Raw genomic sequence first — 21,130 nt, 5'->3', positions numbered from 1 at the left:
GCCCCCTCGTTCAGCGGGGGAGGAAACCCGTGCCGTCGCGGAGTTCGAATACGAGCTGGGTCTCGGTGCCGCGGACGACGGGGTGGACGGTGATGTGCTCGAGCACGATGTCGCGCAGAGCGGTCGCGTCCTGGACGGCCACGTGCACGAGGAAGTCGTCGACGCCGGCCACGTGGAACACCTGGAGCACGCGGGGGATCGCGACGAGCGCGTCGAAGAGCGCCGTGACCTTGGGTCCGGTGTGATGCGCGAGGCGGACCTTGATGATCGCCTGCAGGGGGTAGCCGAGCGCGGAGCCGTCGAGGCGGACGCGCGTGTCGCGGATGACTCCCCGCTCTCGCAGGCCGCGGATCCGGTGGGCGCAGGTGGACTCCGCGAGTCCGAGGCGGTGGGCCAGAGCCTTGTTGGTGACGGCAGCGTCGCGGCTCAGGGCGGCGAGCAGCTCCAGGTCGATCTCGTCGAGTTGCGCTTTCGCCAACGTGCCCTCCTTGCTGCCATCTGATGTTGCAGAGAATAGCGGGGATCCTCGACTTCATGACGTGTTCTGTCGATGATCTGCGGAAACGTCGCGATTCGGCCAGCGTGGAGGGATGACTGCACCGCTGCATCCCGACACCGTCGCCGTCCACAGCGGCCGTGCCGACCTCGAGGCACTCGGGGTCCACGCGCTGCCGATCGACCTCTCCACGACGAATCCGCTGCCCGACGTCGAGCGCGGCGGCGACTCGTACGAGGCGATGGCCACCGGGGGGCGGCCGCCGCAGGACGGCAGCATGGTCTACGCCCGCCTCTGGAATCCGACGGTCGCGCGCTTCGAGGACGCCCTCGCCGAGCTCGAGCACGCCGAAGCCGCCGTCGCGTTCGGTTCCGGGATGGCGGCCATGACCGCCGTGATCCTCGCGCACACCGGTGCCACGGGGGCGCGGCACGTCGTCGCGGTGCGTCCGCTCTACGGAGGGACCGACCACCTGCTGGGGTCCGGGCTGCTCGGTGTGGAGACGACGTACTGCGGGCCCGATGAGGTCGCCGCCGCCCTCCGGCCCGACACCGGACTCGTCGTCGTGGAGACGCCGGCGAACCCGACCCTCCAGGTCGCGGACATCGCCGAGGTCGTGCGGAAGGCGGGGAGCGTGCCGGTCGTGGTCGACAACACGTTCGCGACCCCCGTGCTGCAGAACCCGATCGATCACGGCGCGGCGATGTCGCTGCACAGCGCCACCAAATACCTCGGCGGCCACGGTGATGTCATCGCCGGCGTCGTCGCCTGTGACGAGAGGACCGCGGAGGCGCTGCGTCGCGTGCGTGCGGTGACCGGGGGGCTCCTGCACCCGCTCGGCGCGTACCTGCTGCACCGCGGTCTCACGACCCTGCCGGTCCGCGTGCGGCACCAGCAGGAGAGCGCTCGTCGCATCGTGAAGTGGCTGGTCGATCGGCCCGAGGTCGCCGAGGTCTTCTATCCCGGGCTCGACGGGGATCCGCGCGGCATCCTGGAACGGCAGCTCCGCGGGCCGGGGGCGATGATCGCCCTGCGGCTGCGCGGCGGCTATGCAGCGGCCGCAGCGGTGGCCGGGGCGACCCGCCTCTTCACGCACGCCGTGTCGCTCGGAGGCGTCGACTCCCTCATCCAGCACCCCGCCGCGCTCACGCACCGCCCGGTCCCCGCGGAGGCGCGTCCCGCTGCCGACGTCCTGCGCCTGTCCATCGGCCTCGAGGACGTCGACGATCTCCTCGCCGACCTCGCGAACGCCTTCGCCACTCTCGCCGACCCACCCCTTTCCGTGCCTCCCACCCCGGAAAGTGCGTCACATGTGGGGGTGGCTCGTACGTAGGGGGCCGGGTCGGCGATTGTGTGAGAGCGACAAGAAACTGAGTATCGTCTGAGGTGGGACTTGGTACCTGACGGCAAAACCGGGGGTGGTGGACAGGGCGGGGCCTACAGTCGCGGTTGGCAACGACGCCACTGACCTCGGGAGTCCTCAATGACGAGTGAAAAAACCCACGCGCACGGCCTCGGCATGCGCATCGCCGTGACCGTCCTCAGCCTTCTGCTGGCGGCGATGGTGCTGTTGTTCTTCGCCACGATGAGCAAGGTGTCCGCGGGCGCCTCGGAGCTCGCGGACGGCACGACCACCGCGCAGGGGGGATCCTCGGACCTCGCCGCGGGTGCCGCCGACCTCGCCGCGGGAGCCGACGAGTTGGCCGCGGGCACGCAGGATCTGGCGGCAGGCACCGCGACGGCGCAGCAGGGTTCCGAGAAGCTGAGCGACGGGGCGACGACGGCCGCCGCGGGCGCCACGACACTCGCCGAGGGCGCCGGAACTCTCGCGGCGGGAGCCGCCACCGCTCTCGACGGTGCCGGACGGGTGAGCGGTGGAGCGCAGACGGCGCTCGCCGGGTCGCAGGAGCTCGCGGCCAAGATGGCGGCGGCAGATGCCGGAGCCCGACAGCTCGTCGACGGCGCGACCACTCTCGCCGCCGGTGTCGACGGCGCACACCGGTACGCGAACGGCGTGCTCGAGGGCGCGACGACGCTGAGCACCACGCTGCGCGCCGGAGTGAGCGCCGATGTGCAGAAGCTCGCCCATCCGGACACGCAGACGCTGCTGACGGGCGTCGCCACGAACGCTCCCGGCAATGCGCGGACGCTCGCCGCCGGTCTGCAGGGACTCCTCTCCGCGAACCCTGCCGATGTGCAGCTCCAGCAGCTCGCGGCGCTCGCCGCCGGCGTCGAGAAGCAGGTCGGCGCGCTGGCGGCCCCCGCCGCGGCTGCTCCGGGCCTCGCACAGGGACTCATCGGCGCCGCCGACGGCTCCGCTCGCGTCACGGCAGGCGTCGGCGCGCTCATCAACGGGGACCCCTCGAAGGGCTGGCCGGGGACCGCGGCGCTGGTCTCCCCGAAGGGCGCTCCCGCCCTGGTCGCCGGAGCGCAGACGCTGCAGGACGGCACCTCCCGGCTCGCGGCGGGCGCGGCGGATCTCTCGTCCGGGCTGCAGACCCTCTCGACCGGAGCATCGTCGCTGTACTCCGGCACCGCGGAGCTGAGCGCCGGCGCGGCGCGGCTCGACGAGGGCGCCGGGTCTCTGGCCACGGGCGTCGGCGCGCTGCAGTCGGGTGCCGGCGACCTCCGGTCCGGCATGACGGAACTCCGTACCGGCGCCGACGCGGTCGCCGAGGGCTCCGGCACCCTCGCGACCGGAAGCGCGAAACTCGACGCGGGTGCCGCCGATCTCGCGGCAGGCAACGGGCGCATCGCCGACGGCTCCGGCACGCTCGCGACGGCCACGGCGGGCGCCGCGCCGTCCCTGCTCCCGTGGATACTCGGGATCGGTCTCGTCGGCCTGATCGCGGTCGGCTTCTGGATCGGCCACCGCGTCTCCCACCGTCGCGCGGTCCTCGCCCTCGCCTGACCGTCGACCCACCCCCTTCCGTGCGACCCACCCCCGAAAGTACGTCACTTTCGGGGGTGGGTCGCCCGCAAGGGGGTGGGTCGGCGAGTGAAGGTCAGCGCTTCGGGAGGGGGATCGTGCCGGTGGCGATGCGCTCGGTGGGCATGCGGTCGCGATCGTAGGTGATCTCGTCGTAGCCGTGCGGAGTGGGCAGACCGTCCTCGCCGATGCTGACGAACACGATCTCGTCGATGGTGAGGATGCGCTTGCGGGTGATCATGTTGCGCGCGACGGCCCGCATGGTGAGCGACGTGGTGCCGAATCGGGTGGCCTGCAGCCCGATCTCGATGAGGTCGCCCTGCACCGCCGACGCCTCGAACGTGATCGCGGAGATGTGCCGGGTGACGACGCGGTAGTTGCCGAGCTGCACGATCGCGTAGATCGCGGCCTCCTCGTCGATCCACTTCAGCAGGCTTCCGCCGAACAGCGTGCCGTTCGCGTTGAGGTCTTCCGGGCGCACCCACTTGCGGGTGCGGAAGTTCAGGCCGTCCTCGGACTGCCATGCGGGTGCTTTCTGTTTCGCCATGCCCCGAGGCTAGGCGGGTCGTGCGTCGGCGGTGTTACGTCGCGTTTTCCGGCGGGTGCACACGCCGCCGCCCAGAGCGGATCTGCTCCGAGCGGATTCGCCTCCGCGGCCGCAGCCGGAGCCGGAGGCTAGGGACATGAGCGAAGAAAAGCCCCTCCCGCAGTTCGGCCCCGAGGCCCGGCGCGCCCTGTTCCACGAACGGGTGCTCGTCCTCGACGGCGCCCTCGACGACGACAACGGCACTCTCCTGATGACGCAGCTCCTCGGCCTCTCCGCCGAGGATCCGGCGGCCGACATCGCCCTCTGGATCCACTCGCCCGGCGGGTCCGTGCCGTCGATGCTGGCGATCCGCGACCTCATGCACCTCATCCCGAACGACGTCTCCACCCTCGCCCTCGGTCTCGCCTGCAGCGCCGGGCAGTTCCTGCTCTCCGCGGGGACGAAGGGCAAGCGGCGCGCTCTCCCGCACGCCCGGATACTGATGCACCAGGGCTCGGCGGGGATCGGCGGCTCGGCGGTGGAGATCGAGGCGCAGGCCGACGACCTCCGGCACATGCGCGACACGGTCCTCGGCCTCATCGCCGACGACACCGGTCAGCCCGTCGCCCGGATCTTCGAGGACTCCCTGCACGACCGCTGGTACACGGCGGCCGAGGCGCAGGACTACGGGTTCGTCGACGAGATCGTGCGGTCGACGGCGGAGATCATGCCGCGCCGTCGTGCGCGGGTGGGACTGGGGGCGGACGCATGAGCGGCTACACGATCCCGAACGTCATCGCCCAGCATCCTCGGGGGGAGCGGGTCATGGACGTGTACTCGCATCTGCTCGCCGAGCGCGTCATCTATCTCGGCACCGGCATCGACGCGGGGGTGGCCAACGCCCTCATCGCGCAGCTCCTGCACCTCGACGCGGACGGCCCGGAGACCGGCGTGCAGTTCTACATCAACAGCGAGGGCGGCGATCCCGGTGCCGCGCTGGCGATCTACGACACCATGCAGCACATCCGTCCGCGGATCGCGACGACGTGCGTCGGGCAGGCCATCGGTCCGGCGGCGCTCCTCGTCGCGGCGGGAGCGCCGGGGGAGCGGGCGGCCCTCGCCCACGCGCGCATCGTGCTGCATCAGCCGGCCGGTCAGTCGCGCGGAGCCATCCCGGACCTCATCCTCGCGGCCGACGAGGTCGTGCGGGTGCGCGCGGACATGGAGACGATCCTGGGTCGGCACACCGGCCGCTCCCTCGCGGAGCTCCGTGCCGACACCGACCGGGACCGGGTCTTCACCGCCGCCGCCGCCCTCGACTACGGCCTCATCGACACCGTGCTCGGTCCCCGTGATCCGGAGGCACGATGAGGTGACGGGTGCACGACGGGTCCCCGGGTTCCGTCGTGCACCCGGGGACCGGTCGTGCAGGTGAAACGGGTCAGGCGGCCAGGGCGAAGGCGCCGCGGGAGGCCGACACCGCCGCCGCAGCGGGGGTGACCTGACGAAGCTCCTCGGCGACCGCGCTCGTGAGCTCCACGAGAGTGGCATCCAGGGCCCCGGCGATCGCGGCGATCATCTCGCTGGACGGCTCCTTCCGACCGCGCTCGACCTCGGAGAGGTACTGCGGCGAGACCCCGGCCTTCTCCGCGGTCTCGCTGAGCGTCTCCCCGCGGTCATGACGCCGCCGCCGGAGCTGATCCCCGAGCAGGTCACGCCACAGCGGCTCGGGGCCGTTCGACGGCGGACGGACGGGATGCGGGGCGAGGGGGAACGGGACGATGTCGGCCATGCCTCACGATAGGCCGCAGCCTGTGCGGCGATCGAGAGGTTCTGCTCAGAGCAGAACGCGGCTCACAGCGCCGCCGTGACGCCCGGCAGCAGCGCGCCCAGGATGTCCTGCAGCCGCTGCCGGTCCTCCGCGGACAGCGGGTCGAGGATGAGCTCGCGGATCTGGGCCACGTGGACGGGCGCGGCTGCCCGGAGCATCTCCCGGCCCTCCGGGGTCAGCGTCGCGGAGAGGGTGCGCTTGTCCGTGCTGCACGACGTCCGCTCCACCCACCCGCGCTCCTCCAGGGAGTCCAGGGCGTGGCTCAGCCGCGACCGGCTGAGTCCCGCGATGCGCGCGAGCTCGCTCATGGTGATGGCGTCCGCCCCCTGACCGGCCAGCGTGACGAGGATCGCGTAGCGGGCGTGGTTCAGGCCCACCTCGTCCTTCAGCGCCCGGTCGAGGACCTGGGGCAGCAGCTGGACGAACCGGATGATCGGGAGCCACGTCGCGAGCTCGTCGTCGTCGAGTCGCCGCGGGTGCCGCGTCTCGCTCATATCGTGCTCCTCGGAGGTCACGCCGCGGTCAGGTCGATCGTGTGCGCCGTGTGGTCGCGCTTCGCCTGGAGGTAGCGCGAGTTCGCCTCGGACAGGTGCACCTCGGTGCGCACCCGCTCGGTGACGTGGATGCCGAGGGCGTCGAGCTGTGCGGCCTTGTCGGGGTTGTTGCTGAGCAGACGGATGCGGTCCACGCCCAGCGCGCGCAGCATCTGCGCCGCGACGGTGTAGTCCCGCTCGTCCTCGCCGCGCCCGAGGGCCACGTTCGCCTCGTAGGTGTCCAGGCCCGCATCCTGCAGGGCGTACGCGTCGAGCTTGGCGTAGAGCCCGATGCCGCGGCCTTCCTGCCGCAGATAGAGCAGGAAGCCGCCCTCGGCGGCGATCCGCTCGACGGCCTCCCGCAGCTGCGGTCCGCAGTCGCAGCGCTCGGAGCCGAACACGTCTCCCGTGAGGCACTCGCTGTGCGGGCGGACGAGAGGGTCATCCCCACCGCCGGCGGAGCGGGCGAGGGCGGCCTGCCAGTCACCGAGGCCGAGCAGCAGATGCTCGCGTCCGTCCACGAGTCCATCGAAGGTCACCACGTCGGCCGTCGTGGTGAAGCCGTCCGCGAAGCGCAGGGGCACCCGCACGCGGGTGCGCTCCGCGGCGACCGTTGAAGTTTCAATCATGTGAGGAGAAACACCGGGGACGCGTGGCTATTCCCGGGCAGCGAGAACCGTGTCCGTCCGTGACGGCGACGCCACGCGCGGCGTCGCGCACTCGGTAGCCTCGCACCATGAGTCACTTCGTCTCCGCGACCGAACTCCACGACCTCCTCGACGGCGGCGCCCGGATCCGGGTCGTCGACGTGCGCTGGCGCCTCGATCGTCCCGAGGCGGGCCCGGGCGACTACCGCTCGGGTCACATCCCCGGCGCCGTGTTCGCGTCGTTGGATCAGGAGCTCTCCACGCCCGGAGCGCCCATCGAGGGGCGGCACCCGCTCCCGTCGACGGAGACCCTGCAGGCGGCGGCCCGGCGCTGGGGCGTGCGGCAGGGCGACGCCGTCGTGGCCTACGACGACACCAAGGGTCTCGCGGCGGCCCGGGCGTGGTGGCTGCTGCGGCAGGCGGGGGTCGAGGTCCGCGTGCTCGACGGCGGGCTGCGCGCCTGGACCGCGGCCGGATACGACCTGGCGACCGACGACGTCGTGCCGGAGACCGGTGACGTCGTGCTCGCGGATCCCGGCCAGGACGCCCTCTCGATCGACGAGGCGGCGGCGTTCCCGGAGACCGGGGTCCTGCTCGACGTGCGCGCCCCCGAGCGCTACCGCGGCGACACCGAACCGCTCGACCCGATCGCCGGCCACATCCCCGGTGCCCGCAACCTCCCCACCACGCGGCACCTCGACGAGAGCGGGCGCATCCGCGATCACGACACGGTGCGGGCGACGCTCGCAGAGATCGGGATCACCGCGGAGACGCCGGTCGCGGCCTACTGCGGGTCCGGCATCACGGCGGCGCACACGGCTCTGGTCCTGCACGAGGTGGGCATCCCCGCGAGGGTCTTCCCCGGCTCCTGGAGCCAGTGGTCGAACACGCCGGGCCGGCCGGTCGCGACGGGCGATCAGCCGGGCTGAGCACCCTCGCGAGGTCCGTACCCCCAGCGCAGGCCGAGGGCGCCGGGACCGAACGCCCGGCGGACCTGATGCACCGACGTGCCCCGAGGCCGGGGGAGCGCGGTGACGACGGTGCCCCCGGCGGTCTCGACGAGCTCGTCGCACCAGTCCGGCACGGCATCCGGGTGGAAGCGCGTCCACACGAGCAGCTCCCGCGCCTGGCGGGACAAGGCGTGCCCGGTCTCCCGATCCGAGGGATGTCCGGGCGCGTATTGCACCGACCACTCGACCACCGCGGTGTCCGGGGCCGTGAGGGGCTCGTCGAGCTCGATCAGCGCACCGTGCGCCTCGCCGTTCGGGTGGGAGTAGCGGGCGGTGACCCGTCCGCCCGCCACGGCCGTCAGGAGCGGCGGAGGTCCGGGGACGCCGGGGGTGAGGTCGAGGACGGGGATGGCCGTGATGACCCCGGTGGTGGACTGCACGATGCTGCGGGTGAGGCAGGAGGACACCTCGCCGTCGGCGTCCACGTCCGTGACCGAGTGGACGGTGAGCTCCCGCGACGTGTCCGGATAGGCGGCGCCGAGCGCGGCGTAGACCTCACGGACCGCCCGCTCCATGTCGACCTGCTCCAGCGGGAACCCCTGCGGGCCCAGCGGCCCCGTGCGATGCGGGCGCAGGAGCCGGCTCAACGCCCCGGTATCGAGGCCCAGCAGATCCTCGATGTCGGCGAGAGCGGCGAGCGACTGCGGTCCTTCCGGGCGGCGGGCCCCGGACCGCCAGTAGCTCAGCGTGGCCATCGAGACGCGGTTGCCCCGGTCGCGGAGCTGCCGCTGCAACCACGACAGCGTCACGGGTCTCGCGTTGATCGCGTCGCGCAGTGCCGCGGCGAACGCATCCGGCGTCGCCCCTCTGTTCTCGCCGTCCCCAAAACCCATCACAGCCCCCACCCGGTATGTGAAGAACACATCTCTAGAGTGAGCATACGACCGCACGCGCACACCTCAGGGGACCAGGTGAGCAAGTGGGTCACGGGGCTGCGATGTCGCGGGGAGGGTGCCCGACCCTGCGGCAGCGGCCCGACGCAGTGATGCCCCCCTTGCTGCGTATGTCGTGAAGCCCGGCAATCGATCTGGGGAGATCCGCCGGGCTTCACGAGCATCCCCGGGCGCTTCCGGCTCCTGGCCCCGCGTAGACTGGTAGGGAAACCCCGGAGGATCTGGCCGTCATGTCTGTCCCTGCTCGCGCGTTCACCATGCGCCACGTGCAATTGCTGCGCGCGCTGTTCGCCGCCGTCGCCGCCCTGATGATCACCTTCTCCTCGGATCACTCCGCGGCGGTCGGTCTCGCCGTCTTCAGCGGTTTCGCGCTGGTCACCGCCCTCGTGCACATCCTCGCCGCGTGGCTCGTCCTCCCGGCGGGGTCGCGCTGGTCGGCGATCCTCCTCGCGGTCGTGAGCGCGATCGCCGGCATGGCCGGCGGCGTGCCGGCCTGGCGCACGGACGACATGTTCTTCATCGTGCTCATCACCTGGGGCGTGCTCAGCGGCGGCCTGGAACTGCTCGCAGGCATCCGCGCCCGCCGCACCGGGGGAGCGCTCGCCACCGACGCGATCACCGTCGGAGCGCTGGGCGTGCTCCTCGCCGTCGTCCTGCTGCTGATCCCGTCGGGCTTCGTCCAGGAGTACACGATCGAGAAGGCGGGCACGTTCGAGCTGTCCGGCATCATCCTCGGCGTGGGGATGTTCGGAGGGTATGCGGCCATCGTCGCGGTCTTCCTCGGCATCGCCGGCCTCACCCCGAAGCGCGCGGACGCCGACGACGTCGCTGCCGCCCCCGAGAACGATGCGGCTCCTGTGGAGCACGGAGGAGAGCGATGAGCGACGACAAGCCCACTCGACGGGACATCCTGCGGCCCCTGCACCTGCTCGGCATCGCGCTCGGCTGCGGCGTGTTCGCCATGGTCGTCACCCTCGTTTCCACCGGCGCCTTCACCCTCCGCGTGAACACCGCCATCGCGAACGGCACCTATGAGGGCCTCACCCCGGTGGCGCTGAGCCTCGTCGTGGGTGGTGGCGCCTTCATCGCGACCCTCCTGATCCTCGCGATGCTCATGCTCGCCGTCGATCCCGCCGACGTCACCAAGCCCGTCGACCGCCCCGTGCTGTACGACGCGGAGGACGACGCTGCGAGCGACGGCACCACCGACGAGCAGGGACGCCCCGCCTCGTCCTGACGGAGACACCCGGCGGAATATCGGTGGGGTCGTTCCGCTTGTCCCTGGAGTGACTGCCTCCGTCGACCGCGCCTCCATCGGACTCCGGTCGGAGCGGGGACCCATCCTCGGCGCGCTCATGCTCGCCACCGGCCTCATCGCCATCGACGCGACGATCCTCGCCACCGCGGTGCCGAGCATCGTGCGCGACCTCGGCAGCTATCAGCAGTTCCCGTGGCTGTTCTCGGTGTATCTCCTGGCCCAGGCCGTGAGCGTGCCGATCTACTCGCGGTTCGCCGACACGGTGGGTCGCAAGCCGATCATCCTGCTCGGCATCGCCCTGTTCCTGCTCGGGTCCATCCTCTGCGGCTTCGCCTGGAGCATGCCGGCACTGATCGTGTTCCGCATCATCCAGGGGATCGGCGCCGGGGCCGTCGCGCCGATGTCGATGACCATCGTCGGTGACATCTACACGGTCGCCGAACGCGCGAAGGTGCAGGGATACGTCGCCAGCGTGTGGGCCATCTCCTCGGTCGTCGGACCGGCGCTCGGCGGCATCTTCGCCCAGCTCGACGCCTGGCGCTGGATCTTCTGGATCAACGTGCCCCTGTGTCTGATCGCCGGATGGATGCTGCTGCGCACCTACACGGAGCAGAAGCAGACCCAGCGGCACAGCATCGACTACGGGGGAGCGGTGCTGCTGACCATCGGGCTCACAGCGCTCATCCTCGGCATGCTGGAGGGTGGGAACGCCTGGGCCTGGCTGTCCGTGCAGAGTGCCCTCTGCTTCGGGATCGGGGTGGTCGCGCTGGTGGCCTTCGGGTTCGTCGAGCGCCGGGTGGCGGAGCCGATCGTCGATCTGCGCCTCGTGACCCGTCGGCTCATCCTCACGACCACGTTGGTTTCCCTCGGCATCGGCGCGCTGATGCTCGGAGTGACCAGCTTCGCCCCGGCCTACCTCGAGGGGTCCATCGGCATCGCTCCGCTGCTGTCGGGTCTCGCGGTCGCGGCCCTGACCCTCGGCTGGCCGCTCGCCGCCGCGAACGCCGGACGGCTGTACCTGCGCATCGGCTTCCGACGCACCACGCTCATCGGTATGAGCATCACGACCGTCGCCGCCATCGCGCTCGCCGCCGTCGCCTCCTGGCCCAACCCGTACGTCGTCGCCGGCATCGCGTTCCTCCTCGGCTTCGGACTCGGGTGGAGTGCGGCCCCGACCCTCATCGCTGCGCAGGCCTCGGTCGGCTGGGGCGAGCGAGGCGCGGTGACCGGGATGAACGCCTTCGCACGGTCTGCGGGAAGCGCCGTGGGCGTGGCGGTGTTCGGGGCGATCTCGAACGCGGTCATCGCGCAGGGGGCGGGACCGGATGATCCCACCACGATCGTCCACGCCTCGGTGTGGGTGTTCGTGGCGGTCGCGGTGACCGCCGTGCTCACGCTCCTGGCGGCGTCGTTCATGCCGAAGGACAGAGTCGAGGAGCACTCCGGGGAGTCGGGCTCCTAGCTCCTGCCGGATTCAGCGGGCGAGGCGCTCCGCGATGCCCGTGTAGGTCGCCGGGGTCAGCGCGAGGAGGCGCTGCTTGGCCGCGTCTCCGATCTCCAGAGCCTCCACGAACTCGGCGAGGTCGGCGGCGCCGACCCGGTGACCGCGCGTGAGTTCCTTGAGGAGCGCGTACGGGTCCTGGATGCTCGACCGGCCGGCGACGACCTCGGCGCGGATCACCGTCTGGATCGCCTCGGCCAGCACCTCCCAGTTCACGTCGAGGTCGGCGAGCAGCACATCGCGCGAGAGCGAGATCGCGTTCAGGCCGCGGCGCAGGTTGTCGAGAGCGAGCAGCGAGTGCCCGAACGCGACGCCGATGTTGCGCTGCGTCGTGGAGTCGGTGAGGTCGCGCTGCAGGCGGCTCGTGACCAGCGTCTGGCCCAGCGACGCGAGCAGGGCGCCCGAGATCTCGAGGTTGGCCTCGGCGTTCTCGAAGCGGATCGGGTTGATCTTGTGCGGCATGGTCGACGAGCCGGTGGCGCCGGCGACCGGGATCTGCGCGAAGTAGCCGAGCGAGATGTAGGTCCAGATGTCCGTCGCGAGGTTGTGCAGGATCCCGCCGGCGTGACGCACGCGGTCGTAGAGCTCGACCTGCCAGTCGTGCGACTCGATCTGCGTCGTGAGCGGGTTGAAGCCCAGGCCCAGTCCCTCGATGTACTCGCGGGCGATGGTCGGCCAGTCGGCGTCCGGGTCGGCCGCGAGGTGGGCGGACCACGTGCCGGTCGCGCCGGAGAACTTCGCGAGGTACTCGGAGCCGGCGATCTGCGCACGCACGCGCTCCAGGCGCCAGGCGAAGACCGCGAGCTCCTTGCCCATGGTCGAGGGTGTGGCGGGCTGGCCGTGCGTGCGCGAGAGCATCGCGGCGTCGGCGTGCTCGACCGCGAGCTCGCGCAGCTTCGCGATCACGGTGTCGAGGGCCGGGAGCCAGACCTCCTCGACCGCGCGCTTGACGGTGAGGGCGTAGGACGCGGAGTTGATGTCCTCGCTCGTCGCGGCGAAGTGCGTGAGTTCGGCGATGCGGTCGAGGCCGAGCGTCGAGAGCCGGTCGCGCACGAGGTACTCGATCGCCTTCACGTCGTGCTGCGTGACGGCTTCCTTCTCGGCGAGCCAGTCGATCTCGGCCTGCCCGAAGTCGCGGTACAGCGCGCGAAGGCGCTCCTTGTCGCCGTCCGACAGCGGGCTCGTCTCGAACAGCGAGCGGTCGGTGAGGGCGATCAGCCACTCGACCTCCACCTCGACCCTGGCGCGGTTGAGCCCGGCCTCGGAGAGGAAGTCGGCGAGCCCGGTGACGGCGGCGCGGTAACGGCCGTCGAGGGGGCTGAGGGGCTGAGGCGGAAGCGAGGGCTGGAAAGTCAGGGGAGTCCTCCTGATCAGGCCCCGAGGATTCGGGGCGTGCGGGGCAGGCGCAGGGCGGGTTCGAGCTGGCGGAACAAGCCGCGAGTCGCCGTCTCGATCATACCGAGCACCGAATCGAACATCTCCGGGCCGGCGTAGTACGGGTCGGGGACGTCATGGGTCGAGGCGTCCGGGTCGAACGCGAGGAGGAGGGTCACCTTGCCGTCCTCATCCTCGTCCCTGGCCCATTCGCGGAGGATGCGCTCATGCGTGCGGTCCAGGGCCACCACGAGGTCGTTCTCGGCGAAGGAGGCGGCGGTGAACTGGCGGGCGCGATGCAGGGAGCCGTCGTACCCGCGGCGGGCGAGGGCGTCGATGGTGCGGTGGTCGGCGCGCTCTCCGAGGTGCCAGTCCCCGGTGCCCGCGCTGCGCGAGACGATCTGAGAGCCGAGACCCTGCCGCTCAGCGAGGTCCCGGAACACGACCTCCGCCATCGGAGAGCGGCAGATGTTCCCCGTGCAGACGAAGATCACACGGAAGGGATCTCGGGCTGTCACGGATCCATTCTGCCGGTCGATGCCGTTCCTGCACAGCGGGGCCGGTTCGCGGCCGGCCCTCGACCCTCCCTGCACCGTCGCGTGCCCGGTCCGGCTGTCCACCGGTCGTTGCCGCCCGAGGGGCCCTGGCCCCACCGGACGCCGCCCGGCGGAAGGCTGAGTTCATGCCGTCCTTCGTCCTCACCGCGCTCTCTCCCGGCGTCGATCCTGCGCTGCGGGCCGGAGCGCTGTCCGAGCTGGACGCCGCTCTCGCGGGGCTCGACGATCTCGCTTCCACGCTGACGGCGCTGCGTGACGCGTGCGCCTGGGAGTCCGACGGCGTCGAGGCGCTGCGGTGGGCCCTCTGGCGGCTGTCGGACGACACGGCGACGGTGCACCGGACGCTGCAGGCGTGCCGCGGGGAGGTCGAGGGCGCATGAGCGGGCTCAACATCGATCACGGCGGCGCGATCGCGGTGGATACGACGCAGCTCCGCGAGCTCGCGGAGCGGGTGCGGGCTGTCGTGCCGGTCTGCGCGGAGGTGGAGGAATCGGTGGAGCGGGTCGAGGCGCTGCTCGGCTCGGCAGCGTGGACCCCGCTGGCCTCCGCGGCCTGGTCCCTCCGCTCCGCCGTGATGGCGGTGCAGACGCTGACGGCCCGCGTCCACGAGACGGCCGCCGATCTCGACCTCATGGCCGAGGTCTACGAGGTGGTCGAGCTGCGGGCGCGGGCGGAGGTGCTGTCGCACACCGATGCCGCTGCGGCTGCCGCAGTGGAGGCGCGGTTGCGGCTGCTCCTCGCCGCCGACGAGCGTCTGGCCCCGCTCGCAGACCTGCAGGAACGGACCGCGGACGAGCGGCGCTTCCGGGGCTTGGGCGATCAGTTCGACGCCGGAGGGCTGCTCCCACCGGTGTTCCTGGGCGGCGCTGTCGTCGGCGTGACGTCGGGACTGGGACGGGTGCGACCGGGGATGGCACTCGGCGCGACGGCGGATCCGGTGCGGGTATCGGTCACCTCGCGCTCCCGTCCGGCCGGGGCTCCGAACGGACTGTCCAGCGCCCTCGGGCGCCTGCCCTCCGCTTCCGGGGCGCAGGTGGCGATCGAGAAGTACACGGTTCCGGGTGCGTCCCCGCGCTACGTCGCCTACGTCTCGGGAAGCCGGTCGATGTCGCTCCGGGAAGGCGGGGGCGTCGAGGCGTGGGACATGAAGTCGAACATCGAGCTCTACACCGGGGGTCGGTCCGCGTCGTACCAGGCGACCCTCGACGCGCTGGCCGCGGCCGGTGCGAGACCGGGCGATCGGGTGGACGTCGTCGCCCACTCGCAGGGTGGCATGATCGCGGCGCACCTGGCGATGGAGAGCGCGTTCACGGTGACGACCCAGATCACCGCCGGGAGCCCGGTCGAGCCGACGCTGTCCGCCGAGCAGACGCTCGTGCAGCTCCGGCACACCGACGACGCGGTGTCCGCGCTCGCCGCAGGAGGGGCGAGGGAGGGCACGGGGTCCGCCGACAGCTTCACCGCCCGTCGGGTGGGTGACCCCGACCCCGGGCGCCAGGACCTCGCACTCGCGACGCATTCGCTGGAGAGCTATGTCGAGACCGCGGCGATGGTAGACGCCTCCACCGACCCGCGGGCGGTGGCTCTCGACGCCTACTGGGCGGACCTCGATCGCGCCGTCACCGTCGAACGCACCGAGTACCGCGCGGAGCGTGTGCTCCCCGATCCGTGAGCCGTACGCGCCGCCGGCAGACGGGTCAGTCGCGGCGGGAGCGCTTGTTCTGCGGGCGCAGGATGAAGCCGAAGATGCCGTTGATGATCGAGATGATCAGGGCGGCGAGAACGCCCCACCAGAACGACTCGACCGTCAGGCCCCACCCGAAGCTGCTGGTGATCCAGGCGGTCAGCCAGAGCAGGAAGCCGTTGATGAGGAAGCCGATGAGGCCGAACGTTAGGATGTACAGCGGGAAGGCGACGATCTTCACGACCGTGCCGATGATGGTGTTCACCAGCGCGAAGAGGGCTCCGACCGCGAGCAGCGTCAGGACGAGCTGCAGCGTCTCGCCCGGCGGGAAGGCGCGCACCGTGACCTGGAGCACGGGGATGAGCGTGACGACCCAGATGGCGAACGCGTTGACGACGACCCGGATGATGAAGCGCATGATGCGTTCAGTCTCCCACGCGGGGCTCGCGGTGTCAGCCGCGGTCGTCCACGGGGATCCGGTTCTCGCGGATGCGCCGCTCCGAATCGTCGAGGTCGATGCTGCCTGATGCGACGCCGATGACCAGATCGAAGGCATCGTCCGTCGTGAAGCGGTGCTTCCATCCGTTGATCCAGAGGAATGCCACGAAACTCGTCCACGCCGTGCGCTTGTTCCCGTCGAACAGGGGATGGTTGCGGGCCAGAGACTCGAGGAGGGCGGCCGCCTTCCGGTCCAGCGTGCCGTAGGCGTCCTCCCCGAACAGCGACGCGGCAGGGCGCGCGAGAGCTGACGCCAGGAGTCCGGCGTCCCGGACGTGGAACCCCAGGCGGCCGACGATGCGGAGGCCGTCCTCCAGAGTCAGATACTCGGTCACGCGTCTTCGAGTCGCTCGAGGAGGACCTTGTCGTTGTCGAACACGAAGTCGACGGCGGCGTCGACGAGGGCCGACCGATGAGTGTCCGCGACGAAGCGGTCGGCCGCCTCGATGAGCAGCGCATGCTTGGACGTGTGTCGCTGGGCGGCGACCTCGCCCAGCCGCGCATCGAGTTCCGCAGGGAGTCGCACCGTCATAGCCATACCAGAATGGTATCACCGCACCCTCGGCCCCGAAAGGGTGGCGGGCCGCACGTCCTAGACTCGACGCGTGACCGAGCCGACCCTGCCCCGCATCCGTCCCGCCATCGCCTCCCTGGCTCCGTATCGTCAGGGCACGCAGGCCGGTCCCGAAGCCTTCAAGCTCTCCAGCAACGAGAACCCGTTCGACCCGCTGCCCTCGGTCCTCGACGCGCTGCAGCACACGACCCCGATGAACCGGTATCCCGACGCCACGGCTGGCCGTCTCCGCGCACGGCTCGGCGCCCGCTACGGGGTCGAGCCCGAGCGGGTCCATGTCGCCTCCGGCAGCGTCGCGATCCTGCACCAGCTCGTGCTCGCCACGGCGTCCGTCGGCGACGAGGTCGTCTACGCCTGGCGATCGTTCGAGGCGTACCCCAGCCTGCCGCTCGTCGCCGGGGCGACAGGGGTGCAGGTGCCGCTGACGGCCGACGCCCGTCACGACCTCGATGCGATGGCCGACGCCGTGACCGACCGCACGCGGGCGATCATCGTCTGCACGCCGAACAACCCGACCGGACCCATCGTCACCTCCGCCGAGTTCGCGGCGTTCGTGGACCGTGTGCCGTCCGACGTGCTCATCATCCTCGACGAGGCCTACGCCGAGTTCGTCACCGCCCCCGACGCCGTCGACGGCCTGGCCGGGCGCGTCTTCGAGGCGCACCCGAACGTGGTCGTCCTCCGCACGTTCTCCAAGGCCTACGGTCTGGCCGGCCTCCGGGTCGGCTATGCGATCGGTCACGAGAAGGTGCTCGACGCGGCACGGACGACCGGGATCCCGCTGTCGGTCACCTCCGCGGCCGAGAACGCCGCCATCGCGAGCCTCGATGCGGAAGCCGAGCTCCTGGAGCGCGTCGCCGTGATCGTCGAGCGCCGCGCCCGTCTCGTCGAGGGGCTCCGAGCGCAGGGCTGGGAGGTGCCGGACGCCCAGGGCAACTTCGTCTGGCTGCCGACCGGTGCGCGCACCGACGAGGTCGCGGCGGCCTTCGTCGACGCCGACCTGATCGTGCGCCCGTTCTCCGGCGACGGCATCCGGATCTCCGTCGGCGAGGAGGAGGCCGTCGCCCGCGTGCTCGAGGTCGCAGCGACCCTCCGCTGAGCGCGCCCTCGCCCCACGAACCGCGGAATCTCGGGGTTCCGGGGAGATACGAGGGCGTCCTAGGTATGCGTGACCCGGCATGCCGGCGCGGGTAGCGTGGGGGCCGTGAGCACCTCTGAGACCCCCCTCGTGCGCGTTCTGGACGAGACCGGAAAGGTCGCCCCGACGCCGGCCGCGGAGCAGTACCTGCCGCTCATCGAGGCCATCCCCGACGACGAGCTCGCGCAGTTCTACCGCGACATGGTGGGCATCCGCGCGATCGACACCCAGGCCACCAACCTGCAGCGGCAGGGCCAGCTCGCCCTGTGGCCGCCGAGCCGCGGACAGGAGGCGGCGCAGGTCGGCTCCGGTCGTGCCGCCCGCGCCCAGGACACGATCTTCCCCTCGTACCGCGAGCACGCCGTCACCCGGATCCGCGGCGTGGACCCGGTCGACATCATCAAGCTCATGCGCGGCGTCTCCCACGGCGGCTGGGACCCGACCGACCCGAAGAACGGCAACACCCGGCTCTACACGCTCGTCCTCGGCTCCCAGGTGCTCCACGCCGCCGGCTACGCGATGGGCCTCACGTTCGACGGCCGCACCGGCACCGGCGACCCCGAGCGCGACGAGGCCGTCGTCGTGTACTACGGCGACGGCGCCTCCAGCCAGGGCGACGTGCACGAGGCCATGGTGTTCGCGGCGAGCTACCAGGCCCCGACGCTGTTCTTCCTGCAGAACAACCACTGGGCGATCTCGGTCCCCGTCACCACGCAGTCGCGGGTGCCGCTCGTGCAGCGCAGCGCCGGGTACGGCATCCCGAGCGTCCGCGTGGACGGCAACGACGTCCTCGCCAGCTACGCGGTGTCCCGCGTGGCCCTCGACGAGGCGCGCGCCGGCGGCGGCCCTCGCGCCATCGAGGCCGTGACCTACCGGCTCGGCGCGCACACGACCAGCGACGATCCCACGAAGTACCGCGGCGACGACGAGGAGCTCGCGTGGGCCGGGCGCGACCCGATCGTCCGCATGCGCGCCTTCCTGGAGAACCGCGGCGCCGAGGAGAGCTTCTTCGCCGAGGTCGACGCCGAGGCCGCCGATGCCGCGGAAGACCTCCGCGCCCGCACCGTGCAGCTCGGCCCGCCCCGCGCCGACCTCATGTTCGACCACGTGTACAGCGAGCCGCATCCGCTGATCGAGGAGCAGAAAGCGTGGCGCGCCCGCTACGAGGCGTCGTTCGAAGGAGAGGGCCAGTGACCCGGGAGACCATGCCGCTGGGCAAGGCGCTGAACGCCGGAATGCGCAAGGCGATGGAGGACGACCCGAAGGTCCTCCTCATGGGCGAGGACATCGGCAAGCTCGGCGGCGTCTTCCGCATCACCGAGCACCTGCAGCGCGACTTCGGGGAGCAGCGCGTGCTGGACACCCCGCTCGCGGAGTCGGCCCTCGTGGGAACCGCGATCGGCCTCGCGATGGCCGGGTTCCGTCCCGTCGTCGAGATCCAGTTCGACGGCTTCGTCTTCCCCGCGTTCGACCAGATCACCACCCAGCTCGCCAAGCTCACCAACCGGCACGAGGGGTCGCTGCGGCTGCCCGTCGTGATCCGCATCCCGTACGGCGGGCACATCGGCGCGGTCGAGCACCACCAGGAGAGCCCGGAGGCCTACTTCACCCACACCCCCGGTCTGCGCGTGGTGTCGCCGTCCACCGCGAACGACGCCTACTGGATGATCCAGGAGGCCATCGCGTCGGACGACCCGGTGATCTTCCTGGAGCCGAAGAGCCGGTACTGGCCGAAGGGCGAGGTCGAGCTCGACGCGCCCGCCGTCCCGCTGCACTCCTCGCGGGTGGTGCGGACCGGGACCGACGTGACGCTCGTCGGACACGGCGCCATGGTCACGACTCTGCTCCAGGCCGCCGCGCTCGCCGAGGCCGAGGGCACGAGCTGCGAGGTCGTCGACGTGCGCTCGCTGTCGCCGGTGGATTACGAGCCGATCCTCGGGTCGGTGCGCAAGACCGGACGCATGGTCTACGCGCAGGAGGCTCCGGGGTTCACGAGCCTCGGCAGCGAGATCGCCGCGACCGTCATGGAACGCGCGTTCTACGCCCTCGAGGCTCCGGTGCTGCGGGTCTCGGGGTACGACACCCCGTTCCCGCCCGCGAAGCTCGAGGGCGCCTACCTGCCGGATGCCGATCGCATCCTCGAAGCCGTCGACCGCTCCCTGGCCTACTGACACCGACGTTCCATGTTCACAACTCAGGACAATCGCCCCCTTCACCCGTCCAGCGCGGGCGCAGGGGCGCGCACCGGTTCGAGTCTCCTGAGTTATGAACGCGGCCCACGAAAGGACTCCGCATGAGCACGCAGAACTTCCCCCTTCCGGACGTCGGCGAAGGGCTGACCGAGGCCGAGATCGTCGCCTGGAAGGTGGCCCCGGGCGACCGGGTCGCCATCAACGACGTCATCTGCGAGATCGAGACCGCGAAGTCCCTCGTCGAGCTGCCCTCCCCGCATGCGGGCGTGGTCGGCGAGCTGCTCGTCGACGAGGGGGCGACGGTCGAGGTCGGCACCCCGATCATCACCTTTGTGACCGACCCCGCGGCCGGCTCGGGGACCGGTGCGGTCGCGCCCGGCACCGTTGCGACGGCCGAGGCGCCCGCGCCCGAGGAGGGCGGCGGGTCGGTGCTCGTCGGCTACGGCTCCGGAAGCGGCGCGACCTCGCGACGCAAGCGCCCGGCCGAGCGCCCGGTGCGGTCGTCGGTCGGCGTGATCGCGAAGCCGCCGATCCGCAAGCTCGCCCGCGACCTCGGCGTCGACCTCACGAGCGTGACGCCCACGGGCGCCGACGGCGAGGTCACCCGCGACGACGTGATGAAGCACGCCTCCCAGGCCAGCGTCTTCCGCAACATCGAGACCCCGGAGTGGGGGAGCGTGCGGGAGGAGACGGTGCCGGCGCCGCAGGCCCCGTCCGGCCTGGCGCGTGGCCTCGCGCCCGTGCGCCCGTCGGCGGCCGGCGACGACCGCACCGAGTCCATCCCGGTGAAGGGCGTGCGCAAGGCGACGTCGTCGGCGATGGTGCAGAGCGCGTACTCCGCCCCGCACGTGACGGTGTGGAAGGAGATCGACGCCACCCGCACGATGGAGCTCGTCAAGCGCCTCAAGGCCTCGCCCGACTACGCCGACATCAAGGTCTCGCCGCTGCTCATCATGGCCCGCGCGGTGATCTGGGCGGTGCGCCGGACGCCGATGGTCAACGCGGCCTGGATCGACACCGAGGCCGGGGCCGAAATCGCCGTGCGCCACTACGTGAACCTCGGCATCGCCGCCGCCACGCCCCGCGGCCTGCTCGTGCCGAACATCAAGGACGCGCAGGACCTCAGCATGAAGGACCTCGCCCGCGCCCTGAACCGGCTCACGCTCACGGCGCGTGAGGGCAAGACCCCGCCGGCCGACCAGCAGAACGGCACGATCACCATCACGAACATCGGCGTATTCGGGATGGACGCCGGCACTCCAATCATCAACCCGGGCGAGGCCGGCATCGTCGCCATGGGCACGATCAGCCAGAAGCCCTGGGTCGTCGACGGCGAGGTGCGCCCGCGCTGGGTGACCACGGTCGCCGGCTCGTTCGACCACCGCGTGATCGACGGCGACGGCATGAGCCGCTTCATCGCCGACGTCGCCTCCATCCTCGAGGAGCCCGCGCTGCTGGTGGACTGAGGTCCCTGCGCCGCAACAGGCAA

Annotated in this window: 25 protein-coding genes; 14 read left to right on the top strand and 11 right to left on the bottom strand. The window is 71.4% G+C overall.

Translation table 11 applies throughout. The annotated features are described in order from the left end of the window. Positions 1 to 10 precede the first annotated feature (10 nt). Entirely contained in the window at positions 11 to 478 is a 468-nt protein-coding gene (locus WFJ36_RS15625; protein ID WP_025102769.1) for an Lrp/AsnC family transcriptional regulator, read from the bottom strand. Between the two features lie 112 nt (positions 479 to 590). Here WFJ36_RS15625 and WFJ36_RS15620 point away from each other — a divergent pair, with 112 nt between their 5' ends. After that, a complete protein-coding gene (locus tag WFJ36_RS15620; protein WP_336643663.1) occupies positions 591 to 1,829 on the top strand; it encodes a trans-sulfuration enzyme family protein in 1,239 nt (412 codons plus the stop codon). 150 nt (positions 1,830 to 1,979) lie between these two features. Continuing rightward, positions 1,980 to 3,407: a hypothetical protein gene (locus WFJ36_RS15615; RefSeq protein ID WP_336643662.1), complete on the top strand. Its 1,428-nt coding sequence runs from the start codon at positions 1,980 to 1,982 to the stop codon at positions 3,405 to 3,407. 94 nt (positions 3,408 to 3,501) lie between these two features. Here WFJ36_RS15615 and WFJ36_RS15610 read toward each other — a convergent pair whose 3' ends face one another. Then, positions 3,502 to 3,972 carry an acyl-CoA thioesterase gene (locus WFJ36_RS15610; RefSeq protein WP_081811533.1) on the bottom strand — a complete coding sequence of 157 codons (471 nt, stop codon included), beginning with the start codon at positions 3,970 to 3,972 and terminating at the stop codon, positions 3,502 to 3,504. A gap of 136 nt (positions 3,973 to 4,108) precedes the next feature. Here WFJ36_RS15610 and WFJ36_RS15605 point away from each other — a divergent pair, with 136 nt between their 5' ends. After that, the gene (locus WFJ36_RS15605; RefSeq protein ID WP_071329370.1) at positions 4,109 to 4,723 is read left to right on the top strand and encodes a ClpP family protease; all 615 of its coding nucleotides are present in this window, start codon (positions 4,109 to 4,111) and stop codon (positions 4,721 to 4,723) included. Next, positions 4,720 to 5,322 (top strand): ClpP family protease, encoded by a 603-nt coding sequence (locus WFJ36_RS15600; protein ID WP_292786774.1) that lies wholly within the window; start codon positions 4,720 to 4,722, stop codon positions 5,320 to 5,322. The genes WFJ36_RS15605 and WFJ36_RS15600 overlap by 4 nt, the downstream gene beginning before the upstream one ends. 70 nt (positions 5,323 to 5,392) lie before the next feature. Here WFJ36_RS15600 and WFJ36_RS15595 read toward each other — a convergent pair whose 3' ends face one another. From WFJ36_RS15595 to WFJ36_RS15585, 3 genes are all read right to left on the bottom strand, one after another. Further along, entirely contained in the window at positions 5,393 to 5,743 is a 351-nt protein-coding gene (locus WFJ36_RS15595) for a helix-turn-helix domain-containing protein (RefSeq protein WP_336643661.1), read from the bottom strand. 62 nt (positions 5,744 to 5,805) lie between these two features. Next, the gene (locus WFJ36_RS15590) at positions 5,806 to 6,276 is read right to left on the bottom strand and encodes a MarR family winged helix-turn-helix transcriptional regulator (protein ID WP_336643660.1); all 471 of its coding nucleotides are present in this window, start codon (positions 6,274 to 6,276) and stop codon (positions 5,806 to 5,808) included. Positions 6,277 to 6,293: 17 nt separating this feature from the next. Continuing rightward, on the bottom strand, positions 6,294 to 6,944 hold the full coding sequence (locus WFJ36_RS15585; protein WP_071329366.1) for a GTP cyclohydrolase II: 651 nt from the start codon (positions 6,942 to 6,944) through the stop codon (positions 6,294 to 6,296). 107 nt (positions 6,945 to 7,051) lie between these two features. On the opposite strand from WFJ36_RS15585, the gene WFJ36_RS15580 reads away from it, so the two are divergent. Then, the gene (locus WFJ36_RS15580; RefSeq protein ID WP_071329365.1) at positions 7,052 to 7,891 is read left to right on the top strand and encodes a sulfurtransferase; all 840 of its coding nucleotides are present in this window, start codon (positions 7,052 to 7,054) and stop codon (positions 7,889 to 7,891) included. Here the strand turns inward: WFJ36_RS15580 and WFJ36_RS15575 are convergent. Further along, on the bottom strand, positions 7,879 to 8,805 hold the full coding sequence (locus WFJ36_RS15575) for a hypothetical protein (protein WP_071329364.1): 927 nt from the start codon (positions 8,803 to 8,805) through the stop codon (positions 7,879 to 7,881). The genes WFJ36_RS15580 and WFJ36_RS15575 overlap by 13 nt on opposite strands. Before the next feature lie 290 nt (positions 8,806 to 9,095). On the opposite strand from WFJ36_RS15575, the gene WFJ36_RS15570 reads away from it, so the two are divergent. From WFJ36_RS15570 to WFJ36_RS15560, 3 genes are read left to right on the top strand one after another with little or no spacing between them, the layout of a single operon-like run. Continuing rightward, complete coding sequence (locus tag WFJ36_RS15570; RefSeq protein WP_071329363.1) at positions 9,096 to 9,746, top strand: acyl-CoA synthetase; 651 nt, start codon at positions 9,096 to 9,098, stop codon at positions 9,744 to 9,746. Next, positions 9,743 to 10,102, top strand: coding sequence for a hypothetical protein (locus WFJ36_RS15565; RefSeq protein ID WP_071329362.1), 360 nt, complete (start codon positions 9,743 to 9,745; stop codon positions 10,100 to 10,102). Before WFJ36_RS15570 ends, WFJ36_RS15565 begins: the two co-directional genes overlap by 4 nt. 49 nt (positions 10,103 to 10,151) lie before the next feature. Beyond that, the gene (locus WFJ36_RS15560) at positions 10,152 to 11,585 is read left to right on the top strand and encodes an MFS transporter (protein WP_336643659.1); all 1,434 of its coding nucleotides are present in this window, start codon (positions 10,152 to 10,154) and stop codon (positions 11,583 to 11,585) included. 12 nt (positions 11,586 to 11,597) lie between these two features. Here the strand turns inward: WFJ36_RS15560 and purB are convergent, their stop codons facing one another. Both purB and WFJ36_RS15550 read right to left on the bottom strand, forming a co-directional pair. Continuing rightward, entirely contained in the window at positions 11,598 to 12,980 is a 1,383-nt protein-coding gene (gene purB / locus WFJ36_RS15555; protein WP_336643716.1) for an adenylosuccinate lyase, read from the bottom strand. Positions 12,981 to 12,994: 14 nt separating this feature from the next. Continuing rightward, complete coding sequence (locus WFJ36_RS15550; RefSeq protein WP_177173839.1) at positions 12,995 to 13,516, bottom strand: low molecular weight protein-tyrosine-phosphatase; 522 nt, start codon at positions 13,514 to 13,516, stop codon at positions 12,995 to 12,997. A 164-nt stretch (positions 13,517 to 13,680) separates the two neighbouring features. Between WFJ36_RS15550 and WFJ36_RS15545 the strand changes: the two genes are divergently transcribed. Both WFJ36_RS15545 and WFJ36_RS15540 read left to right on the top strand, forming a co-directional pair. Then, complete coding sequence (locus tag WFJ36_RS15545; RefSeq protein WP_071329359.1) at positions 13,681 to 13,935, top strand: hypothetical protein; 255 nt, start codon at positions 13,681 to 13,683, stop codon at positions 13,933 to 13,935. Continuing rightward, complete coding sequence (locus tag WFJ36_RS15540; protein ID WP_336643658.1) at positions 13,932 to 15,227, top strand: hypothetical protein; 1,296 nt, start codon at positions 13,932 to 13,934, stop codon at positions 15,225 to 15,227. The genes WFJ36_RS15545 and WFJ36_RS15540 overlap by 4 nt, the downstream gene beginning before the upstream one ends. Positions 15,228 to 15,252: 25 nt before the next feature. Here the strand turns inward: WFJ36_RS15540 and WFJ36_RS15535 are convergent, their stop codons facing one another. Genes WFJ36_RS15535 through WFJ36_RS15525 form a run of 3 tightly spaced genes read right to left on the bottom strand, consistent with a single transcriptional unit; the run spans position 15,253 to position 16,275 of the window. Further along, complete coding sequence (locus WFJ36_RS15535; protein WP_060922580.1) at positions 15,253 to 15,657, bottom strand: phage holin family protein; 405 nt, start codon at positions 15,655 to 15,657, stop codon at positions 15,253 to 15,255. Positions 15,658 to 15,691: 34 nt separating this feature from the next. Next, the gene (locus tag WFJ36_RS15530; RefSeq protein WP_071329357.1) at positions 15,692 to 16,072 is read right to left on the bottom strand and encodes a type II toxin-antitoxin system death-on-curing family toxin; all 381 of its coding nucleotides are present in this window, start codon (positions 16,070 to 16,072) and stop codon (positions 15,692 to 15,694) included. Continuing rightward, entirely contained in the window at positions 16,069 to 16,275 is a 207-nt protein-coding gene (locus WFJ36_RS15525) for a hypothetical protein (RefSeq protein ID WP_292786800.1), read from the bottom strand. Before WFJ36_RS15525 ends, WFJ36_RS15530 begins: the two co-directional genes overlap by 4 nt. Before the next feature lie 67 nt (positions 16,276 to 16,342). Between WFJ36_RS15525 and WFJ36_RS15520 the strand changes: the two genes are divergently transcribed. The 4 genes from WFJ36_RS15520 (at position 16,343) to WFJ36_RS15505 (ending at position 21,107) form a co-directional block, all read left to right on the top strand. Next, positions 16,343 to 17,410, top strand: coding sequence for a histidinol-phosphate transaminase (locus WFJ36_RS15520; RefSeq protein ID WP_336643657.1), 1,068 nt, complete (start codon positions 16,343 to 16,345; stop codon positions 17,408 to 17,410). Between the two features lie 105 nt (positions 17,411 to 17,515). Further along, on the top strand, positions 17,516 to 18,643 hold the full coding sequence (locus WFJ36_RS15515) for a thiamine pyrophosphate-dependent dehydrogenase E1 component subunit alpha (protein ID WP_071329435.1): 1,128 nt from the start codon (positions 17,516 to 17,518) through the stop codon (positions 18,641 to 18,643). Positions 18,644 to 18,654: 11 nt separating this feature from the next. Beyond that, the gene (locus tag WFJ36_RS15510; protein ID WP_029989147.1) at positions 18,655 to 19,620 is read left to right on the top strand and encodes an alpha-ketoacid dehydrogenase subunit beta; all 966 of its coding nucleotides are present in this window, start codon (positions 18,655 to 18,657) and stop codon (positions 19,618 to 19,620) included. Positions 19,621 to 19,742: 122 nt separating this feature from the next. After that, positions 19,743 to 21,107, top strand: coding sequence for a dihydrolipoamide acetyltransferase family protein (locus WFJ36_RS15505; RefSeq protein WP_331201449.1), 1,365 nt, complete (start codon positions 19,743 to 19,745; stop codon positions 21,105 to 21,107). Positions 21,108 to 21,130: the final 23 nt, after the last annotated feature.

It is taken from the genome of Microbacterium sp. MMO-113 (genome assembly GCF_037148555.1).
GTDB lineage: Bacteria > Actinomycetota > Actinomycetes > Actinomycetales > Microbacteriaceae > Microbacterium.
The sequence above is the reverse complement of the archived record's forward strand: the minus strand, read 5'-3'. Positions and strand labels throughout refer to the sequence as shown.

Excerpts from the sequence above, each read along its gene's own strand:
- WFJ36_RS15620 (WP_336643663.1), top strand. The coding sequence starts at position 591 with ATGACTGCACCGCTGCATCCCGACACCGTCGCCGTCCACAGCGGCCGT.
- WFJ36_RS15615 (WP_336643662.1), top strand. The coding sequence starts at position 1,980 with ATGACGAGTGAAAAAACCCACGCGCACGGCCTCGGCATGCGCATCGCC.
- WFJ36_RS15610 (WP_081811533.1), bottom strand. The coding sequence starts at position 3,972 with ATGGCGAAACAGAAAGCACCCGCATGGCAGTCCGAGGACGGCCTGAAC.
- WFJ36_RS15605 (WP_071329370.1), top strand. The coding sequence starts at position 4,109 with ATGAGCGAAGAAAAGCCCCTCCCGCAGTTCGGCCCCGAGGCCCGGCGC.
- WFJ36_RS15600 (WP_292786774.1), top strand. The coding sequence starts at position 4,720 with ATGAGCGGCTACACGATCCCGAACGTCATCGCCCAGCATCCTCGGGGG.
- WFJ36_RS15595 (WP_336643661.1), bottom strand. The coding sequence starts at position 5,743 with ATGGCCGACATCGTCCCGTTCCCCCTCGCCCCGCATCCCGTCCGTCCG.
- WFJ36_RS15590 (WP_336643660.1), bottom strand. The coding sequence starts at position 6,276 with ATGAGCGAGACGCGGCACCCGCGGCGACTCGACGACGACGAGCTCGCG.
- WFJ36_RS15585 (WP_071329366.1), bottom strand. The coding sequence starts at position 6,944 with ATGATTGAAACTTCAACGGTCGCCGCGGAGCGCACCCGCGTGCGGGTG.
- WFJ36_RS15580 (WP_071329365.1), top strand. The coding sequence starts at position 7,052 with ATGAGTCACTTCGTCTCCGCGACCGAACTCCACGACCTCCTCGACGGC.
- WFJ36_RS15575 (WP_071329364.1), bottom strand. The coding sequence starts at position 8,805 with ATGGGTTTTGGGGACGGCGAGAACAGAGGGGCGACGCCGGATGCGTTC.
- WFJ36_RS15570 (WP_071329363.1), top strand. The coding sequence starts at position 9,096 with ATGTCTGTCCCTGCTCGCGCGTTCACCATGCGCCACGTGCAATTGCTG.
- WFJ36_RS15565 (WP_071329362.1), top strand. The coding sequence starts at position 9,743 with ATGAGCGACGACAAGCCCACTCGACGGGACATCCTGCGGCCCCTGCAC.
- WFJ36_RS15545 (WP_071329359.1), top strand. The coding sequence starts at position 13,681 with ATGCCGTCCTTCGTCCTCACCGCGCTCTCTCCCGGCGTCGATCCTGCG.
- WFJ36_RS15540 (WP_336643658.1), top strand. The coding sequence starts at position 13,932 with ATGAGCGGGCTCAACATCGATCACGGCGGCGCGATCGCGGTGGATACG.
- WFJ36_RS15535 (WP_060922580.1), bottom strand. The coding sequence starts at position 15,657 with ATGCGCTTCATCATCCGGGTCGTCGTCAACGCGTTCGCCATCTGGGTC.
- WFJ36_RS15525 (WP_292786800.1), bottom strand. The coding sequence starts at position 16,275 with ATGGCTATGACGGTGCGACTCCCTGCGGAACTCGATGCGCGGCTGGGC.
- WFJ36_RS15510 (WP_029989147.1), top strand. The coding sequence starts at position 18,655 with ATGCCGCTGGGCAAGGCGCTGAACGCCGGAATGCGCAAGGCGATGGAG.
- WFJ36_RS15505 (WP_331201449.1), top strand. The coding sequence starts at position 19,743 with ATGAGCACGCAGAACTTCCCCCTTCCGGACGTCGGCGAAGGGCTGACC.